We start from the raw sequence: 15,763 nt of genomic DNA, 5'->3' as shown, positions 1-15,763 counted from the left end.
TCCGGGGCGCCGGTCGAGACGAGCGGGCATCCGGAGGGCATCGCGTGCGTGATGTTCACCTCCGGGTCCACGGGTACTCCGAAGGGTGTTGCGGCTTCCCACCGGGCCCTGTCGTCTACGTTCCTGGGGCCGGACTACCTGCACTTCGGGCCGCAGCAGAGCTACCTGCAGTGCTCGCCGATCTCGTGGGACGCGTTCGCGCTGGAGGTGTTCGGGCCGCTGCTACACGGCGGTACGTGCGTGCTGCAGCCGGGGCAGCACACGGATCCGCACCAGATCGCCGAGCTGGTCGAGGAGCACGGGATCACGACGCTGCAGATGTCGGCGAGCCTGTTCAACCACATGCTCGACGAACACCCGCAGGTGTTCGGCACCGTCCGCGAAGCCATGACCGCCGGCGAAGCGGCCTCGCCCACGCACACCAGCAGGGTGCTGTCCGCCCACCCCGACCTGCACCTGGTCAACGGTTACGGCCCGGCCGAGAGCATGGGGTTCACCACCACGTACGCGCTGACCGCTGCGGCTCCGGGGGTGAGTGTGCCCGTCGGGCGGCCGGTGGCGGGCAAGCACGCGTACGTGCTCGGGCCGAACCTCGAACTGCTGCCCCCGAACACCCCCGGCGAGCTGTACCTGGCCGGGCACGGCCTGGCGCACGGGTACATCGGTCGCCCGGCCCTCACCGCGGAACGTTTCACGGCGAACCCGTACGGTCCGGCCGGCAGCCGCATGTACCGCACCGGTGACCTGGCCCGCTGGAACCGCGACGGCCACCTCGAATACCTCGGCCGCGCCGACCAGCAGCTCAAACTCCGCGGCTTCCGCATCGAACCCGGCGAGATCGAGACCGTACTCCTCGCCGACCCGTCCGTCGCCCAGGCCGCGGTGGCCGTCCGCGAGGACCGGCCCGGGGACAAGCGGCTCGTCGCCTACCTCGTCCCCGCCGCCGGCCGATCCATCGACACGGAGCACGTGCGCCGCCACGCCGCGGCGTCCCTCCCCGAATACATGCTGCCGTCCGCCTACGTCGCACTGGATGCGCTGCCCCTCACCACCAACGGCAAGCTCGACCGCCGGGCGCTGCCCCGGCCGGACTTCGACCACCACCCCACCACCGGCCGCGCGCCCCGCAACCCGGCCGAGGAAATCCTCTGCAGCCTCTACGCGGACACCCTCCACCTGCCCGCCGCGACCATCGACGACAACTTCTTCCACCGCGGCGGCCACTCCCTCCTCGCCACCCGGCTGATCGGCCGGATCCGCAGCATCTGGGACACGAAGCTGACCATCCGGGACCTCTTCCAGTACCCGACGCCCGCACTGCTCGCCGAGCACATCGCCCTCGGCTCGGGCGGCAACGCCAACCCGCTCGACGCCGTCCTGCCCATCCGGGCGGCGGCAGCGGGCCCGGCAGGCGCCGCACCGCTGTTCTGCATCCACCCCGTCTCCGGCATCAGCTGGGGTTACGCCGGCCTGCTCCGCCACATCGGCGAGGACAGGCCGATCATCGGACTGCAGGCGCGGCTCCTGACCGAGCCGCACCGCCGGCCCGCCTCCGTGCCGGAGATGGCGGACGACTACCTCGCGTCGATCCGCACCGTCCAGCCGCACGGCCCGTACCACCTGCTGGGCTGGTCCTTCGGCGGCATCGTCGCCCACGAGGTCGCCGCGCGGCTGGAGCAGCTCGGCGAGGAGGTGGCCCTCCTCGCCCTGCTCGACGCCTACCCCCTGCCCGACGGCTTCGAGCCGCGGCCCACGACCGGAGCGGACGTCCTCCACGGCCTGCTGGGCGAAGCGGCCGCCGACACGCCCCTGCGGTGCGCCGACGGCCCGCCGGACGTCCGGGAGATCGCCCGGCTCGTGCACGGCCGGGCCCCGGGGCTGGGCGAGCTCGACGGACCCCAGGCCGCCGCGGTCGTCGAAGCGACGGTCGCCAACCTGGACATCCGCCTGCGCCACGTCCCGCAACGGCCGTTCGGAGGGGACGTGGTCTTCTTCAACGCCACCGGCACACCCGCACCGCTCGGCGCAGCGGCGGCCTGGGCCCCGTACGTCCACGGCCGGATCGAAGAGGTCGACGTCGACTGCAAGCACGCCGAGATGACCGACCCCGGCCCGCTGCGCGCCATCGGCGCCGTACTGGACCGGCGGCTGCGACCCGCCCGGCGCTAGCACCGGGCCGTGACCGGACGGTCCACCGTCCCCGCGCGGCCCGGACCCGCGCGGGGACTGCCCGCAAACTGCCGCCCGGGCCACCGGGCGGCGCCGGACGCCTCTCCTAACGTGAACGTGTCCGAACGGCCGGCCGGCACCCAAGCAGCGGTCCGGCCCCCAGAGGAAGCAAGGGACATGGTGGATCATTCCGGCTGGCGCCTCGGCATCGCGTCGTCTCCCATACACCACGGCGAGATCCTGCAGGGCGTCTTCCCGCACGAGGGCGGCCTCATCAGAGGGCTGGTGACGCTCCCCTGCACCCTCTACAAGGCGCACGCGACTTTCATGCCCGCGCCCGGCGCCGAACTGACGGTCTCCCCCGCCTGGAAGACCAAGGCCCTGCGCGCGGCCGAACTCACCATCGCCGCCCTGGACCCGGCCGGCGGCCGTCCCGTGGGCGGGCACCTCGAACTCTCCAGCGACGTACCGCTGTGCCGCGGATTCGGCTCCTCGACCAGCGACGTCCTGGCAGCCATCTGGGCGGTCAAGGACGCCTTCACCGGCTCGCTCCCGCCCGAGGAGGTGGCCCGGCTCGCCGTACAGGCCGAACTGGCCTCCGACTCGCTGATGTTCGAGGAGAGCTCGGTGCTGTTCGCGCAGCGCGAGGGCCAGGTCATCGAGGACTTCGGCTACCGCATGCCACCGCTGCGCGTCCTCGGCTTCGGCTCCCGGCCGCACGGCAACGGGCAGGGCGTCGACACCCTCGCCTTCCCGCCGGCCCGCTACGACGACGCCGAGACCAGGAGCTTCGCCGAACTCCAGGCCCAGCTCCGGGAAGCCATCCAGACCAAGGACGTGGCCCTCGTCGGCGCCGTGGCCACCGCCAGCACCGAGATCAACCAGCGGCACCTGCCGATACCCGGACTCGACCGGATCCGGCAGATCGTCCGCGAGACCGGCGCCGTGGGCGTCCAGGCGGCCCACAGCGGAGACATCGCCGGAATCCTCTTCGACCGCGACGACCCCGACGTCGGGGCGCGCACCGAACACGCACAAGACCTCCTGCACGGCACGGGCATCCACGAACAGTGGATCTTCACGACGGGTGACTGACCAACATGACGACGACCATGGTCGCGGGTGCCTCGAAGCTGCACTCGTCTGTAGTGGAAGCCACCGAGCTCCCGCGCATCATCCAACTGACCGACAACCTCTACGGGGCCGCCTTCAGCCTGATGAAGCTGCTGCCCGCCCGCTACATCCTCGACCGGGCCGAGGCCGCCGGCACCCTCACGCCCGGCACCCCGGTCATCGAGACCTCTTCCGGCACCTTCGCCCTCGGCCTCGCCATGGTGTGCCGGCTGCGCGGCTACCCGCTCACCATCGTCGGCGACTCGGCGATCGACCGCGAGCTGTACACCCGGCTGACGATGCTCGGCGCGACCGTCGAGATCGTCGAGGACACCGGGCAGCCCGGCGGCATCCAGGGCGCCCGCCTCGCCCGGGTGGAGGAACTGCGCAGGCTCCGACCGGACAGCTTCGTACCGGGCCAGTACGACAACCCCGACAACCCGGCCGCGTACGGCACCGTCGCCGACCTGATCGGCACGACCGTCGGCCCCGTCGACTGCCTCGTCGGCCCCGTCGGCTCCGGCGGCTCCACCGGGGGCCTGGCGGCGGCCCTGCGGATGTCCGACCCCGCCCTCCACCTCGTCGGAGTCGACACCCACGGCTCGATCATCTTCGGCACCCCGGACCGCTCCCGCATGCTGCGCGGCCTCGGCAGCAGCATCCACCCCGGCAACGTGCGCCACACCGCCTACGACGAGGTGCACTGGGTCACCGCACCCGAGGCGTTCCACGCCACGCACGACCTGTTCCGCACGCACGGCCTGTTCATGGGCCCCACGAGCGGCGCCTCCTTCCAGGTCGCCGCCTGGTGGGCGCAGCACAACCCGAACAGCAAGGTCGTGATGGTGCTCCCCGACGAGGGCTACCGCTACCAGTCCACCGTCTACAGCGAGACCTGGCTGCGCGAGCAGGGCATCACACCGGCCGCCAACCCCGCCGGCCCCGTCCTCGTCGACCACCCCCTGGACGCGGCGCCGGCCTGGTCCCGGCTGCTGTGGGCCCGGCGCCGCTTCGACGACGTGATGGTCCCCGGAGCGGGCGCATGACCGGCCGGCAGCTGCTCCTGATCGAGTCCAACACCACCGGTACGGGACGCCAGTTCGCGCAGCGCGCCGCCGAGGCCGGCCTCCGGCCGGTCCTGCTCGCCGCTGACCCCGGACGCTACCCGTACGCCGCCGCGGACGGGCTGCCCACCGTCACCGTGGACACCGCCGACCCCGCCGCCCTGTGGCGGGCGGTCCGCGAACTGGCCCGGACCGCCCCCGTCGCCGGGGTACTGTCCAGCTCCGAGTACTTCGTCGCCACCGCCGCCGAGGTCGCGGCCCGGCTCGGCCTGCCGGGACCGTCCGCCGAAGCGGTGCGTGCCTGCCGCGACAAGGCGCGCCAGCGCCGGCTCCTCGACGACGCCGGGGTGCCCGTGCCCGGCTACAAGGACGTCGGCGGGGTGCAGCAGGCGGTGGCCGTCGCCTCCGTCCTCGGACTGCCCGTGGTCGTCAAGCCGGTGCAGGGCTCCGGCAGCCTGGGCGTACGGCTGTGCACCACCCTCCGGCAGGTCGCCGCCCACGCCGGCGAGCTGCTCGCCGCCGGCGTGAACGAGCGGGGGCTCGCCGCCCCGTCCCGGATCCTCGTCGAGTCCTACCTGTCGGGCCGGGAGTTCTCGGTCGAGGTGGTCGGGCGCCGGGCCGTCGCGGTGGTCGCCAAGCACGTCGGCCCGCCGCCGGTGTTCGTCGAGACCGGCCACGACCTGCCCGCCGCCCTGCCGGCCGAGCAGCACGCGGCCCTGACCGCGTGCGCGGAGCACGCCGTACGGGCGCTCGGCCTCGGCTGGGGCGCGGCCCACGTGGAGCTGCGGCTGGACGGCGGCACGCCCCGGGTGATCGAGGTCAACCCGCGGCTGGCCGGCGGCCTGATCCCCGAGCTGGTGCGGCACGCCTACGGCATCGACCTGGTCGCCGCCCAGGTGCGGGCGGCCGTCGGCGAGCCGGTCGAACCGGAACGGTCCCGGGAGGCGGGCGCGTCCATCCGTTTCCTGACCGCCGAAGCCGACGGGGTCCTCGGCACCGCGGAGGCCACCGGCACCGCCGTGTCCCGGGCGCGCGCGATACCGGGGGTCGTGGACGCCGCCCTGTACCGGGCTCCGGGCAGCGCCGTCGCCCCGGCCGAGGACTTCCGCGGACGCCTGGGCCACGTCATCACCACCGCACCCGACGCCGACCGCTCGGCGGCGCTCGCCGACGAGGCGCTGGACCGGCTGGCAACGGCCCTGCTGCCCGCCCCGGGCGCAGCGTGCGGCGAACCGTCGATCCTCAAGGAGGCCGCATGAGCACCACGGCTCCCGCCCCGCCCGCGGCGCCCACGCCGCCCGCCCCGACCACGGGTCCCGCCGCCACCGGGGCGGCAGCCGGCTCCGCCGGAGCGGACACCGGCCGCCTGCGCACCACCCTCCACGACGAGGCGCACCGCATCGTCTACGACCAGTACCTCCCGGACACCGGCCCGGACGGCCTCGGCCAGGAGCTGCACCTGATCAGCGAGGTGGACCGGGCCCACCTCGTCATGCTCGCCGAACGCGGCATCGTCGACACCGGCCGCACCGCCGCCCTGCTGCGCACCATCACCGCCCTGCGCGCCGACGACTTCGCGGCCCTGCGCGGCATGCCCATGCCGCGCGGCGTGTACCTGGCGTACGAGGGCCGGCTCGTGGAACTGCTCGGCGAGCGGGTCGGCGGCGTCCTGCACACCGGACGGTCCCGCAACGACCTCAACGCGACGACCGTACGCCTCAAAGCGCGCGCACCCTACGGCGAACTCCTCGACGGGACCGCCGCCCTGGCCCGCACCCTCCTCGACCGGGCCGCCGCCCACCGCGGGGTCACCATGCCCGCGTACACCCACGGACAGCCCGCCGTGCCCATCACCTACGGGCACTACCTGGCCGGAGTGGCCACCGCCGTACTGCGCGCCCTCGACGGGCTGCTCGACGCGGGCCGGGAACTCGACGTCAACCCCCTCGGCGCCGGAGCCGTCGGCGGGACCTCCGTCGCCATCGCCCCCGAGCGCACCGCCGAGCTGCTCGGCTTCACCGGCACGGCCCCGAACTCCGTCGACGCGGTCGCCTCCCGCGACTTCGTGCTGCGCCTGCTCGCCGCCTGCTCCGTCCTCGGCGTGACGACGGCCCGGGCCGCCCGGGACCTCGGCTGGTGGACCTCGGAGGAGTTCGGCCTGCTGCGGATGGCCGACGACCTGGTCGGCTCCAGCTCGATGATGCCCCAGAAACGCAACCCCTTCCTGCTGGAGCACATCCAGGGCCGGTCGACCGCCGCCGCGGGCGGCTTCACCGCCGCCGCGGCGGCGATGGGCACCGCCGGATTCACCAACGCCATCGCCGTCGGCGGCGAGGCCGTACGCCACCTCTGGCCCGGCCTGCGCGGCACGGCCGACGCGGTCACCCTGCTGCGGCTGGTGGTGGGCGGCGCGGAGCCGGAGCCCGAGCGCATGGCGCAGCGGGCCGTGGACGGCTTCACCACGGCGACGTACCTCGCGGAACGCCTCGTCATGGACGGCATGCCGTTCCGGGAGGCCCACCACCTGGTGGGCGAGACCGTACTCGGCGCCCTGGAGCAGGGCGTCTCCCTGACCGAGGCCGGTCGGGCCCGCCCCGAGGTCGCGGCCCTCGCGCCGACCGGGCCGGAAGCCGCCGCCTCCTGGCTGGACCCCGCCGACGTCGCCGCCGCCTGCGTCCACGGCGCCGGCCCCGGCGCGGCCTCGGCCGAGGCCGCCCTCGACCGGCTCGGCGCCGAACTGGACCGGCTGCAGGCCGAGGTGACCGCACGACGGGAGCGTTGGACGCGCGCCGCCGAGCAGCTCACCGCGACGGTGCAGGGGATCGTGGAGTCCGCATGAACGCAGGCCGGAGCGCCCTGGTGCGCCAACACGACTTCGGGCTGCTGTGGTTCGGGGAGACCGTCAGCAGGTTCGGCAGCAGCATCTCCGCCGTCGCCATGCCGCTGGTCGCCGTGGTGACCCTGCAGGCCGGCACGATGTGGGTGAGCGTGCTCGCCGCCGCGGCCTGGCTGCCCTGGCTGCTGTTCGGGCTGTCGGCCGGAGCCTGGGTGGACCGGGTACGCCGCCGCCCGCTGATGATCGCCTGCAACCTGGGCTCGCTCGTCCTGCTCGCCTCCGTCCCCGTCGCCGCCTGGCTCGACGCCCTCACCCTGGCGCACCTGCTCGCCGTGGCGCTGCTGACCGGCTGCGCGAGCGTCCTGTTCTCCATCGCCTACCGGGTCTACCTGCCGTCGGTGGTGGCCAAGGAGGACCTGCCGGAAGCGAACGCGAAACTCCAGGGCAGCGAGTCCGTGGCGCAGCTCGGCGGCCAGGGCGTCGGCGGTCTGCTGGCCCAGGCCTTCGGCGCCGTGACCGGGCTGCTGGCCAACGGCGCCACCTTCCTCGTGTCCACGCTCTGCCTGATCGCGATCCGGGACCGCGAACCCCACCCCGGGAAGCCTGCGGCGCCCACCCGGCTGCGCCAGGAGATCCGGGAAGGCCTGCACCACACCCTGCGCGACCCCTACCTGCGCCTGCTCACCGCGTACGGGGCGGTCACCAACCTGCTGCTGACCGGCTGCCACGCCATCCTCACCGTCTTCCTCGTCCGCGAACTGGGCGTCGGCGAGGGCGCGGTGGGCTGGCTGCTCGCCTCGGGCGGCGTCGGCGGACTCCTCGGAGCCCTCGTCGCCACCCCGACCGCCCGCCGCTTCGGCAGCGCACGCGGCATGCTGCTGTGCAAACTCGTCACCGCCCCGCTGGGACTGCTGATCCCGCTGGCCGGCGAAGGGTGGCGGGTGACGCTCCTCGCCCTGGGCCTGGCCGGGCTGTCGGTGGGCGTGGTCTGCGGCAGCGTCATCCAGGGCGCGTTCCGTCAGGCGTACTGCCCGCCCGAACTGCTCGGCCGCATCACGGCGAGCCACTCCGTCGCCAACTACGGCTCGGTACCGGTCGGCGCACTCCTCGGCGGGGTCCTCGGCACCGCCATCGGGCTCCGCCCGACCCTGTGGCTGCTCACCGCGGGGCTCGCCGTCAGCAGCCTGATGCTGGTCGTACGCCCCTTGGGCGGCCGCCGCGACCTGCCGACGGCGCCGCCGACGGGGAGCGCGGGCGGAACGGACGGGCCGGTGGACGAACCGGTCAGGGCGTCGGATGCGCCGTCGGGAACGGCGTCGGATGCGGCCTCGGGAACCGCGTCGGAGGCGGCGTCCGGAACGGCGTCCGGAACGGCGTCAGGAACAGCGGCGGGACGGGCGGCGCGGACCGCGTACGCGGCGGAGGACCGCGACATGTGACGGGGCCTCCCGCGAGGGAGCCGAGCACCACCGAGACAAAGGTCGGAAGCACCAGTGGACATCAAGGCGCAGGCTGAACGGCGTGACCGACCCGCACCCGGGTCCCCCGACCTGTGGCTGCTGCGGTTGTCCGACACCCCGGACTCCTTCGCGGACCCGGCCACCCTGGACCCCGCCGAACGCGAGCGGGCCGCGGCCCTCGCCCGGCCCGCCGACCGCATCCGCTTCACCGCGGCCCACGTCGCGCTGCGCGCCGTACTGGGCTCGTACCTGGCGGTCCCACCGGCGGACGTCCGCTACGTGCGCGAGGAATGCCCCTGCTGCGGCGGCCCGCACGGCCGCCCGGCCCTCGACGGCTTCCTCGGCGACCTCCACTTCTCGCTGTCCCACCGGAGCGACCTGGTGCTGATCGGCGTGGCCCGCGCCCCGATCGGCGTGGACGTGGAACTGGTGTCCGACGCCGCGGAGAGCGACGAACTCGCCCTGATGCTCCACCCCGACGAGCAGCAGGAGGCCCGGCGGCTGGACCCGGTCCGGCGTCCGCGCGCCATCGCCCGCCTGTGGACCCGCAAGGAGGCCTACCTCAAGGGACTCGGCACCGGCCTCGGCCGCGACCCGGCCACGGACTACATCGGCCTGGACCTCGCGGGCGACCGCCGGTCCCGCGGCGACTGGCACTTCGTGGACGTCCCGGTGGACCGCGGCTACGTGGCCTCGGCGGCCGTCCGCGAACCCCTGTCCGCCGGCCCCCTGCCCCTGCACCGTCTGACCCGCGCGTAGCCGACCGGCTGCGCGCGGGCCCGGTGTCAGTCCTCGACTGCCTGGTGGAGCGTGGTCCAGAAGTCGTGGATGAGCTGCGCCGGAGCCGGTACGGACAGGCCGACCTGGGTGAGCAGGATGCCGGTGAGCCCCGTGTCCGGGTCGGCGTACGCCGAGGTGCCGGTGCCGCCGTCCCAGCCGAACTGGCCGAGGGGCGCGTAGTCGCCGCGGTACGTGCGCACCGCCATCCCGAAGCCCCAGCCGCCCTGCTGACCCTGGCCGAACGACACGTGGACACTGTTGCGGGCCAGGGCGGACCGGACGCTCTCCTGCTCGGGCGTGAGCCGGTTGGTGGTCATCAGCTCGACGGCGGGCCGGGACAGGATCCGCTCGCTCCCGTGCGTCCCGCGGTTCAGCAGCATCCGGAAGTAGGCGTGGTAGTCGTCCACGGTGGAGACCACCCCGCCGCCCCCGGCCTGGAACGCCGGGGGCGCGCTGTACCTCCCGCCGGCCGCCTCGTCCCACACCGTGAACGCGCCGGTCTGCGGATCGGGAGCGTAGCTGGGCGGCAGCCGGTCGATCTTGTCGGCGGGCACGTGGAAACCGGTGTCCGCCATCCCCAGCGGGTCGAGGACGCGTTCGCGCAGGAAGCTCTCGTACGAGCGGCCCGTGACCCTCGCGACCAGCACGCCGACGAGGTCGGAGCCGATGTGGTACTGCCACTGCTCGCCGGGCTGGTGCATCAGCGGGAGCGTGCCCAGGCGGCGCATCCACTCGTCCGGGTCGGGCAGCGGCCCTCCGTGGCCGGTGAGGCCGAGCTCGAACACGGCCCCCATGACCGGGGTGTTCATCGCCGTCAGGTCCATGCCGAGCCCCAACGTGCAGGTCAGCACATCCCGTACGGTGATGGGCCGGCGCGCCGGCACGGTGTCGTCCAGCGGTCCGTCGACCCGCTTCAGCACCTGCCGGTCGGCGAGTTCGGGCAGCCACGGATCCACCGGATCGTCCAGCCGCAGCCTGCACTCGTCGAGGAGGACCATCGCCGGCGCGATCCCGAGCGGTTTGGACGTCGAGGCCATCCGGAAGATCGTGTCCCGGCGCATCGGCGGGCCACCGTCGTGGCGCATGGTCCCGAGCGCTTCGACGTGCGTCTCGTCGCCCCGGCTGACGAGCGCGACGAGCCCGGGGATCTTCCCGGAGTCGACGTGCCGTGCCAGCACGTCGCGCCACTTGCGCAGCCCGGCCCGGGAGAAGCCGCCGTTGCCGTGTTCCATCACGCATCTCCTTGCGTACGGTGTTCCGTTCGTTCGGGAATCCCTGAACGCTCACGAAGCTATATTGCGTTCACAATTTCGTCAACAAGAAAGGAGGCCCTCTCGGCCGACTCTGCAAGGCTTATGAGGGCCCTTCGTTGCAATGATGGTGACGTCGAATGCAATACGTGGCGGGGCCTGCATTGCAATGGGCTATGTGTGAACGCTTACTGTGCAGCCGGTGCGCCCGCGCGACGCAGGCAAGATGGCCGCATCGCAGCAGGCGACCGAGGTGTTCGGGGCCGCGACCCCGGCCGGCGCCCGCTTCGGGGCCTCCGCCGAATTCCTGGTCCTCGTGAGCGGGACCCTGCGGCAGGTCACGGAGCAGTGGCAGCAGACCCGCGCCGCCCGGAGCACGGAGCGGGGGCAGTCACCGACGTCGCCGTAGGACGCCCGGACGCCCACGCGCCCGAGGGCCGCCGCCCCCTCAGCGGGGACGGCGGCCCTCGGGCGGCCTGCCGGGCGGATCACCGCCGTCGACGGCGTCCGCAGCTCACTTGTCGTCGTCGTTGGCGTCCTTGTCCGCGTCGGACGCTGCCTGCTCGGCCGCGTCCAGCTTCTGCTGCATCTCCGCCGCCTGCCCCGAGTCGGCTCCGCTCACCGACTGCCCGGCCGGCGCGGACTCCGCACCGCCCCCGCATCCGGTGAGGAGCAGCGCCGCTCCGGCGGCCAGCGCCGCGAGGGCCGCGGCGCCGCGGATCCGGGCGGTCACTTGTTCCCCTGGGCGGCGCACCAGGTGCTGACGGCCTTCAGGTCGGTCTGGCGCTTCTGCAGGGTCGCCGGCATGGCCTTGCGGGCGGTCAGGCGGTCGTTGAGGTAGGTGTACACCTCGGTGTGGCCGGCGGTCTTGGCCTCGGCGACGCGCTTTTCCAGCCGGGCGATCGACCCGACGACGGAGGCGTCGCCGTTGAGCCGGGTGAGGGCGGCGCTGACCCGGGCCTCGACCTTCGGCAGGCGCTTGCAGAGCGCCTTGGAGCCGTCGCCCTGCGGCGTGGACTTCGCCGACGGGGCGGCGGACGGAGCTCCGGCGTCGGCCTGCGCGGGCGAGGCGCCGAGCAGTGCGCCGGTCAGTACGACGGTGCCGAGCGCGGCAGCAGCGGTCCTGCGGTTGGTGAGCATGGCGGTTCCCCTTAGGTGTCGCTGTCGGTGCGAACGCGGCCGCCACGAACGGGCGGTCCGGCCAGGCAGGACCGTAGGGACCGTTCTTGTGGTTTCTTTGTGACCGGCCGCCGCCCGCGCTCGACCGGCTCGACGGCTCAGCCGCCCGACGACAACGACAGCCAGGCGCGCCGCGCCGGCACCCACGCGGCGGGTGAGTCCGGGACGGGCAGCGGAAGGCGTACGGAGAACCGCGCGCCGGTGCGACCGGTGCCGCCCGGGTCGTCGCCCGGCGCGTCCTCCACGGTGACGGTGCCGCCGTGCAGCGCGATCTGCTGCGCGACCAGCGTCAGCCCCAGCCCGGAGCCCGGACTGCCCGGTCGGTGGTGGAACCGCTGGAAGACCGCCTCCCGTTCGCAGGGCGGGACACCGGGGCCGGTGTCGTCGACGGTGAGGACGGCGCTGCCGTCCTCCGTGCGCAGCCGTACGGTGATCCGCGGCGGCTCCTGCGGCGGGTGGCCGTGGACGACGGCGTTGGCCAGCAGGTTGGCGAGCAGGATCCGCAGTCCCGCTTCCCACCCGAAGACCCGCAGATCGGCGGGGAGATCGGCGGTGAGCCGCGCCTCGGGGTGGCGGCGGGAGGCCTCGCCGACCGCCGAGTCGACCAGCTCGCACAGGTCGACCGGCCCGAACGAGGAGACGTCCACCAGGTCGCCCAGGGCCAGCATGCGCAGCGCCGTCAGGAGTTCGAGCAGCCGCGCGTGGTCGCCCTGCAGGTCGCGCACCACCTCCGCCCGCTCGTCGGCGGGCAGGTCGGGATGTGCGGCGAGGACGTCGAGGTCGGTCCGCATGCTCATCAGCGGCGTGCGCAGTTCGTGCGAGGCGGCCGAGGAGAAGGACCGGGCGGTGTCCAGTGCCTGCGCGGTCCTGGCCGCCTGTTCGTCGTAGCGGGCCAGCAGTGCGGCGATCGCCGCGGACAGCTCGTCCACCTCGGCCACGCCGACCGGCGCGGTCGCGAAGGCCGCCGCTCCCGCCGCCGGGTCGAGGGCGGCCGCCCGCCGGCTCAGCCGCCGTACGGACGCGGTGGCGCGGCCCGCCAGCCCGTACGCCACCAGCCCGGAGACGGGCGCCGCCAGTACGGCGACCAGCAGCACACGGCGGCGTACCGCCGCGAGCTGCGGGTCCGTCGCCGAGGCCGGGGCGAACAGCCACAGGGTGCCCGGCGCGGGCCCGGCCACCGGGACGCTGAGTACCCGCCAGGCGTGGCCCTTGGCCCGGACGGTGACCGGGCCGTCCGGGGTCCGCTCGGGCAGCTGCACCGCGTCGGCCGGCTGCGGCCCGCCCTCCAGCACCACCGACCCCTGCGCGTTCCGCACCCGGATCCCGGCGTCCATGACGCCGCCGAGGACCTTGCGCTGCTGGTTCTGCTCCGCCTTCGGCCGGTCGTTGCGGTCGGCGTTCAGCAGCGCCCTGACGTCCGGGAGCACCGCCGGGCCCCGCTCCTGCAGCCGGGCGTCCTGCTGCTGGCGCAGGTCCCGCTGGACCAGGCCGAGCAGCAGCAGACCCGCGGCGAGCACGAGCACCGGTACGACCACGGTCACCGAGACCGCGACCCGGGTGGCGAGCTTCATGCGCCCCTCCGGCGGTCATCGGCGGTGGCGGTGGCGGTGGAGGCGGCCGTGGCGTCGGTGTCGGCGTCGACGCGCAGGACGAAGCCCACCCCGCGCACCGTGTGGATCAGGCGCGGCCGCCCGCCCTCCTCCAACTTCCGGCGCAGGTAGCTGACGAACGTGTCGACGGCGTCGGTCCGCACCTCGAAGTCGTAGCCCCACACCCGGTCGAGCAGCTGGTCGCGGGTGAGGACGATGCCGGCGTTGCGCACCAGCGTGGCCAGCAGCTCGAACTCCCGGCGCGTGAGGTGTACGGCGACCCCGTCACGGCTCACCTCGCGCGTCGCCGGGTCGACGACCAGCGGCCCGGCCCGTAGCGGCGCGTCCGGACCGGGCTCGGCGGGCCCCGCCGGCCGGCGGCGCAGCAGCGCCCGCAGGCGCAGCACCAGTTCCTCCAGCGCGAACGGCTTCACCAGGTAGTCGTCCGCCCCGGCCTGCAACCCGCCGACCCGGTCGGCGAGCTCGTCGAGGGCCGACAGCATCAGCACGGGCGTCTCGTCACCCTGCGCCCGCAGGACCCGGCACACCTCGATACCGCTCAGCCCGGGCATGGACACGTCCAGCACGAAGACGTCGGGGCTCCGCTCGGCGAGGGTGGCGAGCGCCCCGGCCCCGTCCGCGGCGAGCAGCACGCTGAACCCGCTCAACCGCAGCCCGCGCTCCAGCGAGCGCCTGATGGCGGCGTCATCGTCCGCCACCAGCACCACGCCCCCGGCACCCGCACCGCCGGCCATCCGCCCCACCCCGATCCCGATCCCGCTCCCGATCCCGCTCCCGATCCCGCTCCCGGACCCTGCCCGAGCCCGGAACACCGCGGCGACGGCATCGGTCCCGCGTCCCGGCCACGTCCCCGGGTGTCCAGGGAGGATACGAGACGATACGAGACGCGAGTCCGAGCACAGTTGCGGAGTTCGGTCCCTTCAGTACCTGCCCGGAGCGGGAGAGCGGCCATGACCTGCGCACCTTGACAGGGACTGAACAGAAGGGACCGTACGGGGCGGGCGCCGCCCCGGCGCCCCCGGAGGCCCCCGTCGGACGAAAGTGCGAGGCGCGCGCACCGTCTGGGAATCCCCGACGCCCGCTCCCACGGGGGCGGCAGCCGCCGAGTGGTCCGCGCCGCGGAGGGCGTACGGTGCGGGTGTGGCGATGGCGATGACAGCAGAGAACACGACACCACCCGGAACCGCGCTGCTGCTCGCGGCCGCCCCGGCCGGCAAGGGCCGGCTCATCGACGCCACCAGCGTGCTGCCCACCCTCGCCGCCGTGCCGACCGGCACCCTGACCCGCACCGCGGCCGCCGGGACCATCGTCGAGCTGGCCGACCCGACCGACCAGCAGACCGTCCTCACCCGCATCCGAGCCGCAGCCGCCGCACCCGGCCACCTCACCGTCTGCCTGGCCGGTCAGCTCCACCTCGACGCCCGACAGCGCCTGCTCCACGTCGCCCTGGCCCGGACGACACCGGCCGCCCTGCGCTACACCGCCCTGCCCTGGCATTGGCTGGTGGGGGAGTTGAAGCCGCGCCGCCCCGGCACGACGACCGTGCTCGTGGACCTCGTCGCCGCCCCCGACGCCTGGCAGCAGATCCGTGCGTACGGCCTCGCCCTCGGCGTCGGCACCACCCTGTACGGCCGTGTCTCCCCGCCCCCGCCCCGCCACCGCGTCGCGGAACCGGCCTATCTGAAGGCCGTCGCCGGCACCTGGCGCAGCGGCCTGAACCCGCCGCTCGCGGAACTCCACGCCGAGGCCGCAGCCCGGGCGGGCGCCGACGGCTCGCTGTTCCTCGCCGTGGACGCCACACCGGCACCCCCTGCCACGGTCGACGAGGACCCGCTGCCGGCCGTCCTCGCCGCCGCCCACGCCGGGCAGCACGAGCGGGCCGAGAGCCTCGCCGCCACCTGGGAGGCCCGGGCCGTGCGCATCCACGGCCCGGGCTCCGCCCAGGCCGTGCACTGGCTGGAGGTACGGGCCGACCTCGCGCACCTCGCCGGCGACGCCGCGCGCAGCTGCGCCTTGTGGATGGCGGCCGCCGACGCCCGCCTCGCCCGCAACCACGCGCCGGACGACGCGACCGTCGAAGGGGCCGTGGACCGTGCCCACCACCAGTGGCAGGAAGTCCGGGACCCGCAGCGGGCCCGGGAGCTCGGCGCGCGCCTGGTCGCGCTGCGCGCCCGCGTTCCCGGCCGGCGCCGGGGCGCCGTGGAAGCGGTCCGGCGCCGCATGGAGCTGCTGCGGCACGGCACGCCCGAGGCGCTGGCGTAGTACGGGACGGGTGTCAGGGCGCCCCTCCCCGGGGCAGGCC

The 15,763-nt window shown here is 74.5% G+C and carries 14 protein-coding genes; 9 read left to right on the top strand and 5 right to left on the bottom strand.

The annotated features are described in order from the left end of the window. The 7 genes from ACZ4VL_RS26615 to ACZ4VL_RS26585 all read left to right on the top strand — a co-directional run. The coding region (locus tag ACZ4VL_RS26615) for an AMP-binding protein (RefSeq protein WP_468204635.1) at window positions 1–2,169 on the top strand (2,169 nt) is incomplete at its 5' end. Window positions 2,170–2,346: 177 nt separating this feature from the next. After that, entirely contained in the window at window positions 2,347–3,264 is a 918-nt protein-coding gene (locus tag ACZ4VL_RS26610) for a GHMP family kinase ATP-binding protein (RefSeq protein WP_468204633.1), read from the top strand. 5 nt (window positions 3,265–3,269) lie between these two features. Then, window positions 3,270–4,328 carry a PLP-dependent cysteine synthase family protein gene (locus ACZ4VL_RS26605; protein WP_468204631.1) on the top strand — a complete coding sequence of 353 codons (1,059 nt, stop codon included), beginning with the start codon at window positions 3,270–3,272 and terminating at the stop codon, window positions 4,326–4,328. Beyond that, entirely contained in the window at window positions 4,325–5,605 is a 1,281-nt protein-coding gene (locus ACZ4VL_RS26600) for an ATP-grasp domain-containing protein (protein ID WP_468204629.1), read from the top strand. The genes ACZ4VL_RS26605 and ACZ4VL_RS26600 overlap by 4 nt, the downstream gene beginning before the upstream one ends. Beyond that, the gene (argH, locus tag ACZ4VL_RS26595; RefSeq protein WP_468204627.1) at window positions 5,602–7,185 is read left to right on the top strand and encodes an argininosuccinate lyase; all 1,584 of its coding nucleotides are present in this window, start codon (window positions 5,602–5,604) and stop codon (window positions 7,183–7,185) included. The genes ACZ4VL_RS26600 and argH overlap by 4 nt, the downstream gene beginning before the upstream one ends. Continuing rightward, window positions 7,182–8,621, top strand: a complete 1,440-nt coding sequence (locus ACZ4VL_RS26590; protein WP_468204625.1) for an MFS transporter — start codon at window positions 7,182–7,184, stop codon at window positions 8,619–8,621. The genes argH and ACZ4VL_RS26590 overlap by 4 nt, the downstream gene beginning before the upstream one ends. Window positions 8,622–8,675: 54 nt before the next feature. Continuing rightward, complete coding sequence (locus ACZ4VL_RS26585; RefSeq protein ID WP_468204623.1) at window positions 8,676–9,401, top strand: 4'-phosphopantetheinyl transferase family protein; 726 nt, start codon at window positions 8,676–8,678, stop codon at window positions 9,399–9,401. A gap of 26 nt (window positions 9,402–9,427) precedes the next feature. Here ACZ4VL_RS26585 and ACZ4VL_RS26580 read toward each other — a convergent pair whose 3' ends face one another. Next, entirely contained in the window at window positions 9,428–10,654 is a 1,227-nt protein-coding gene (locus ACZ4VL_RS26580) for a serine hydrolase domain-containing protein (RefSeq protein ID WP_468204620.1), read from the bottom strand. 220 nt (window positions 10,655–10,874) lie between these two features. Between ACZ4VL_RS26580 and ACZ4VL_RS26575 the strand changes: the two genes are divergently transcribed. Beyond that, window positions 10,875–11,081, top strand: coding sequence for a hypothetical protein (locus ACZ4VL_RS26575; RefSeq protein ID WP_468204619.1), 207 nt, complete (start codon window positions 10,875–10,877; stop codon window positions 11,079–11,081). A 105-nt stretch (window positions 11,082–11,186) separates the two neighbouring features. Here the strand turns inward: ACZ4VL_RS26575 and ACZ4VL_RS26570 are convergent, their stop codons facing one another. From ACZ4VL_RS26570 to ACZ4VL_RS26555, 4 genes are all read right to left on the bottom strand, one after another. Next, window positions 11,187–11,405, bottom strand: a complete 219-nt coding sequence (locus ACZ4VL_RS26570; RefSeq protein WP_468204617.1) for a hypothetical protein — start codon at window positions 11,403–11,405, stop codon at window positions 11,187–11,189. Further along, window positions 11,402–11,812: a hypothetical protein gene (locus ACZ4VL_RS26565; protein ID WP_468204616.1), complete on the bottom strand. Its 411-nt coding sequence runs from the start codon at window positions 11,810–11,812 to the stop codon at window positions 11,402–11,404. The genes ACZ4VL_RS26570 and ACZ4VL_RS26565 overlap by 4 nt, the downstream gene beginning before the upstream one ends. 137 nt (window positions 11,813–11,949) lie before the next feature. Beyond that, complete coding sequence (locus ACZ4VL_RS26560; RefSeq protein ID WP_468204614.1) at window positions 11,950–13,422, bottom strand: sensor histidine kinase; 1,473 nt, start codon at window positions 13,420–13,422, stop codon at window positions 11,950–11,952. After that, window positions 13,419–14,195, bottom strand: coding sequence for a response regulator transcription factor (locus ACZ4VL_RS26555; RefSeq protein ID WP_468204611.1), 777 nt, complete (start codon window positions 14,193–14,195; stop codon window positions 13,419–13,421). Before ACZ4VL_RS26555 ends, ACZ4VL_RS26560 begins: the two co-directional genes overlap by 4 nt. Window positions 14,196–14,607: 412 nt before the next feature. On the opposite strand from ACZ4VL_RS26555, the gene ACZ4VL_RS26550 reads away from it, so the two are divergent. After that, window positions 14,608–15,723, top strand: coding sequence for a hypothetical protein (locus ACZ4VL_RS26550; RefSeq protein WP_468204609.1), 1,116 nt, complete (start codon window positions 14,608–14,610; stop codon window positions 15,721–15,723). The last annotated feature ends 40 nt before the right edge of the window (window positions 15,724–15,763 follow it).

It is taken from the genome of Streptomyces sp. NPDC029014, assembly GCF_055564695.1.
This window is presented reverse-complemented; position numbering and strand designations above follow the sequence as displayed.

What these genes read in the sequence shown, in the direction of transcription:
- ACZ4VL_RS26560 (WP_468204614.1), bottom strand. Translation starts at nt 13,422, where the DNA reads ATGAAGCTCGCCACCCGGGTCGCGGTCTCGGTGACCGTGGTCGTACCG.
- ACZ4VL_RS26605 (WP_468204631.1), top strand. Translation starts at nt 3,270, where the DNA reads ATGACGACGACCATGGTCGCGGGTGCCTCGAAGCTGCACTCGTCTGTA.
- ACZ4VL_RS26610 (WP_468204633.1), top strand. Translation starts at nt 2,347, where the DNA reads ATGGTGGATCATTCCGGCTGGCGCCTCGGCATCGCGTCGTCTCCCATA.
- ACZ4VL_RS26555 (WP_468204611.1), bottom strand. Translation starts at nt 14,195, where the DNA reads ATGGCCGGCGGTGCGGGTGCCGGGGGCGTGGTGCTGGTGGCGGACGAT.
- ACZ4VL_RS26600 (WP_468204629.1), top strand. Translation starts at nt 4,325, where the DNA reads ATGACCGGCCGGCAGCTGCTCCTGATCGAGTCCAACACCACCGGTACG.
- ACZ4VL_RS26550 (WP_468204609.1), top strand. Translation starts at nt 14,608, where the DNA reads ATGGCGATGACAGCAGAGAACACGACACCACCCGGAACCGCGCTGCTG.
- ACZ4VL_RS26590 (WP_468204625.1), top strand. Translation starts at nt 7,182, where the DNA reads ATGAACGCAGGCCGGAGCGCCCTGGTGCGCCAACACGACTTCGGGCTG.
- ACZ4VL_RS26565 (WP_468204616.1), bottom strand. Translation starts at nt 11,812, where the DNA reads ATGCTCACCAACCGCAGGACCGCTGCTGCCGCGCTCGGCACCGTCGTA.
- ACZ4VL_RS26580 (WP_468204620.1), bottom strand. Translation starts at nt 10,654, where the DNA reads ATGGAACACGGCAACGGCGGCTTCTCCCGGGCCGGGCTGCGCAAGTGG.
- argH (WP_468204627.1), top strand. Translation starts at nt 5,602, where the DNA reads ATGAGCACCACGGCTCCCGCCCCGCCCGCGGCGCCCACGCCGCCCGCC.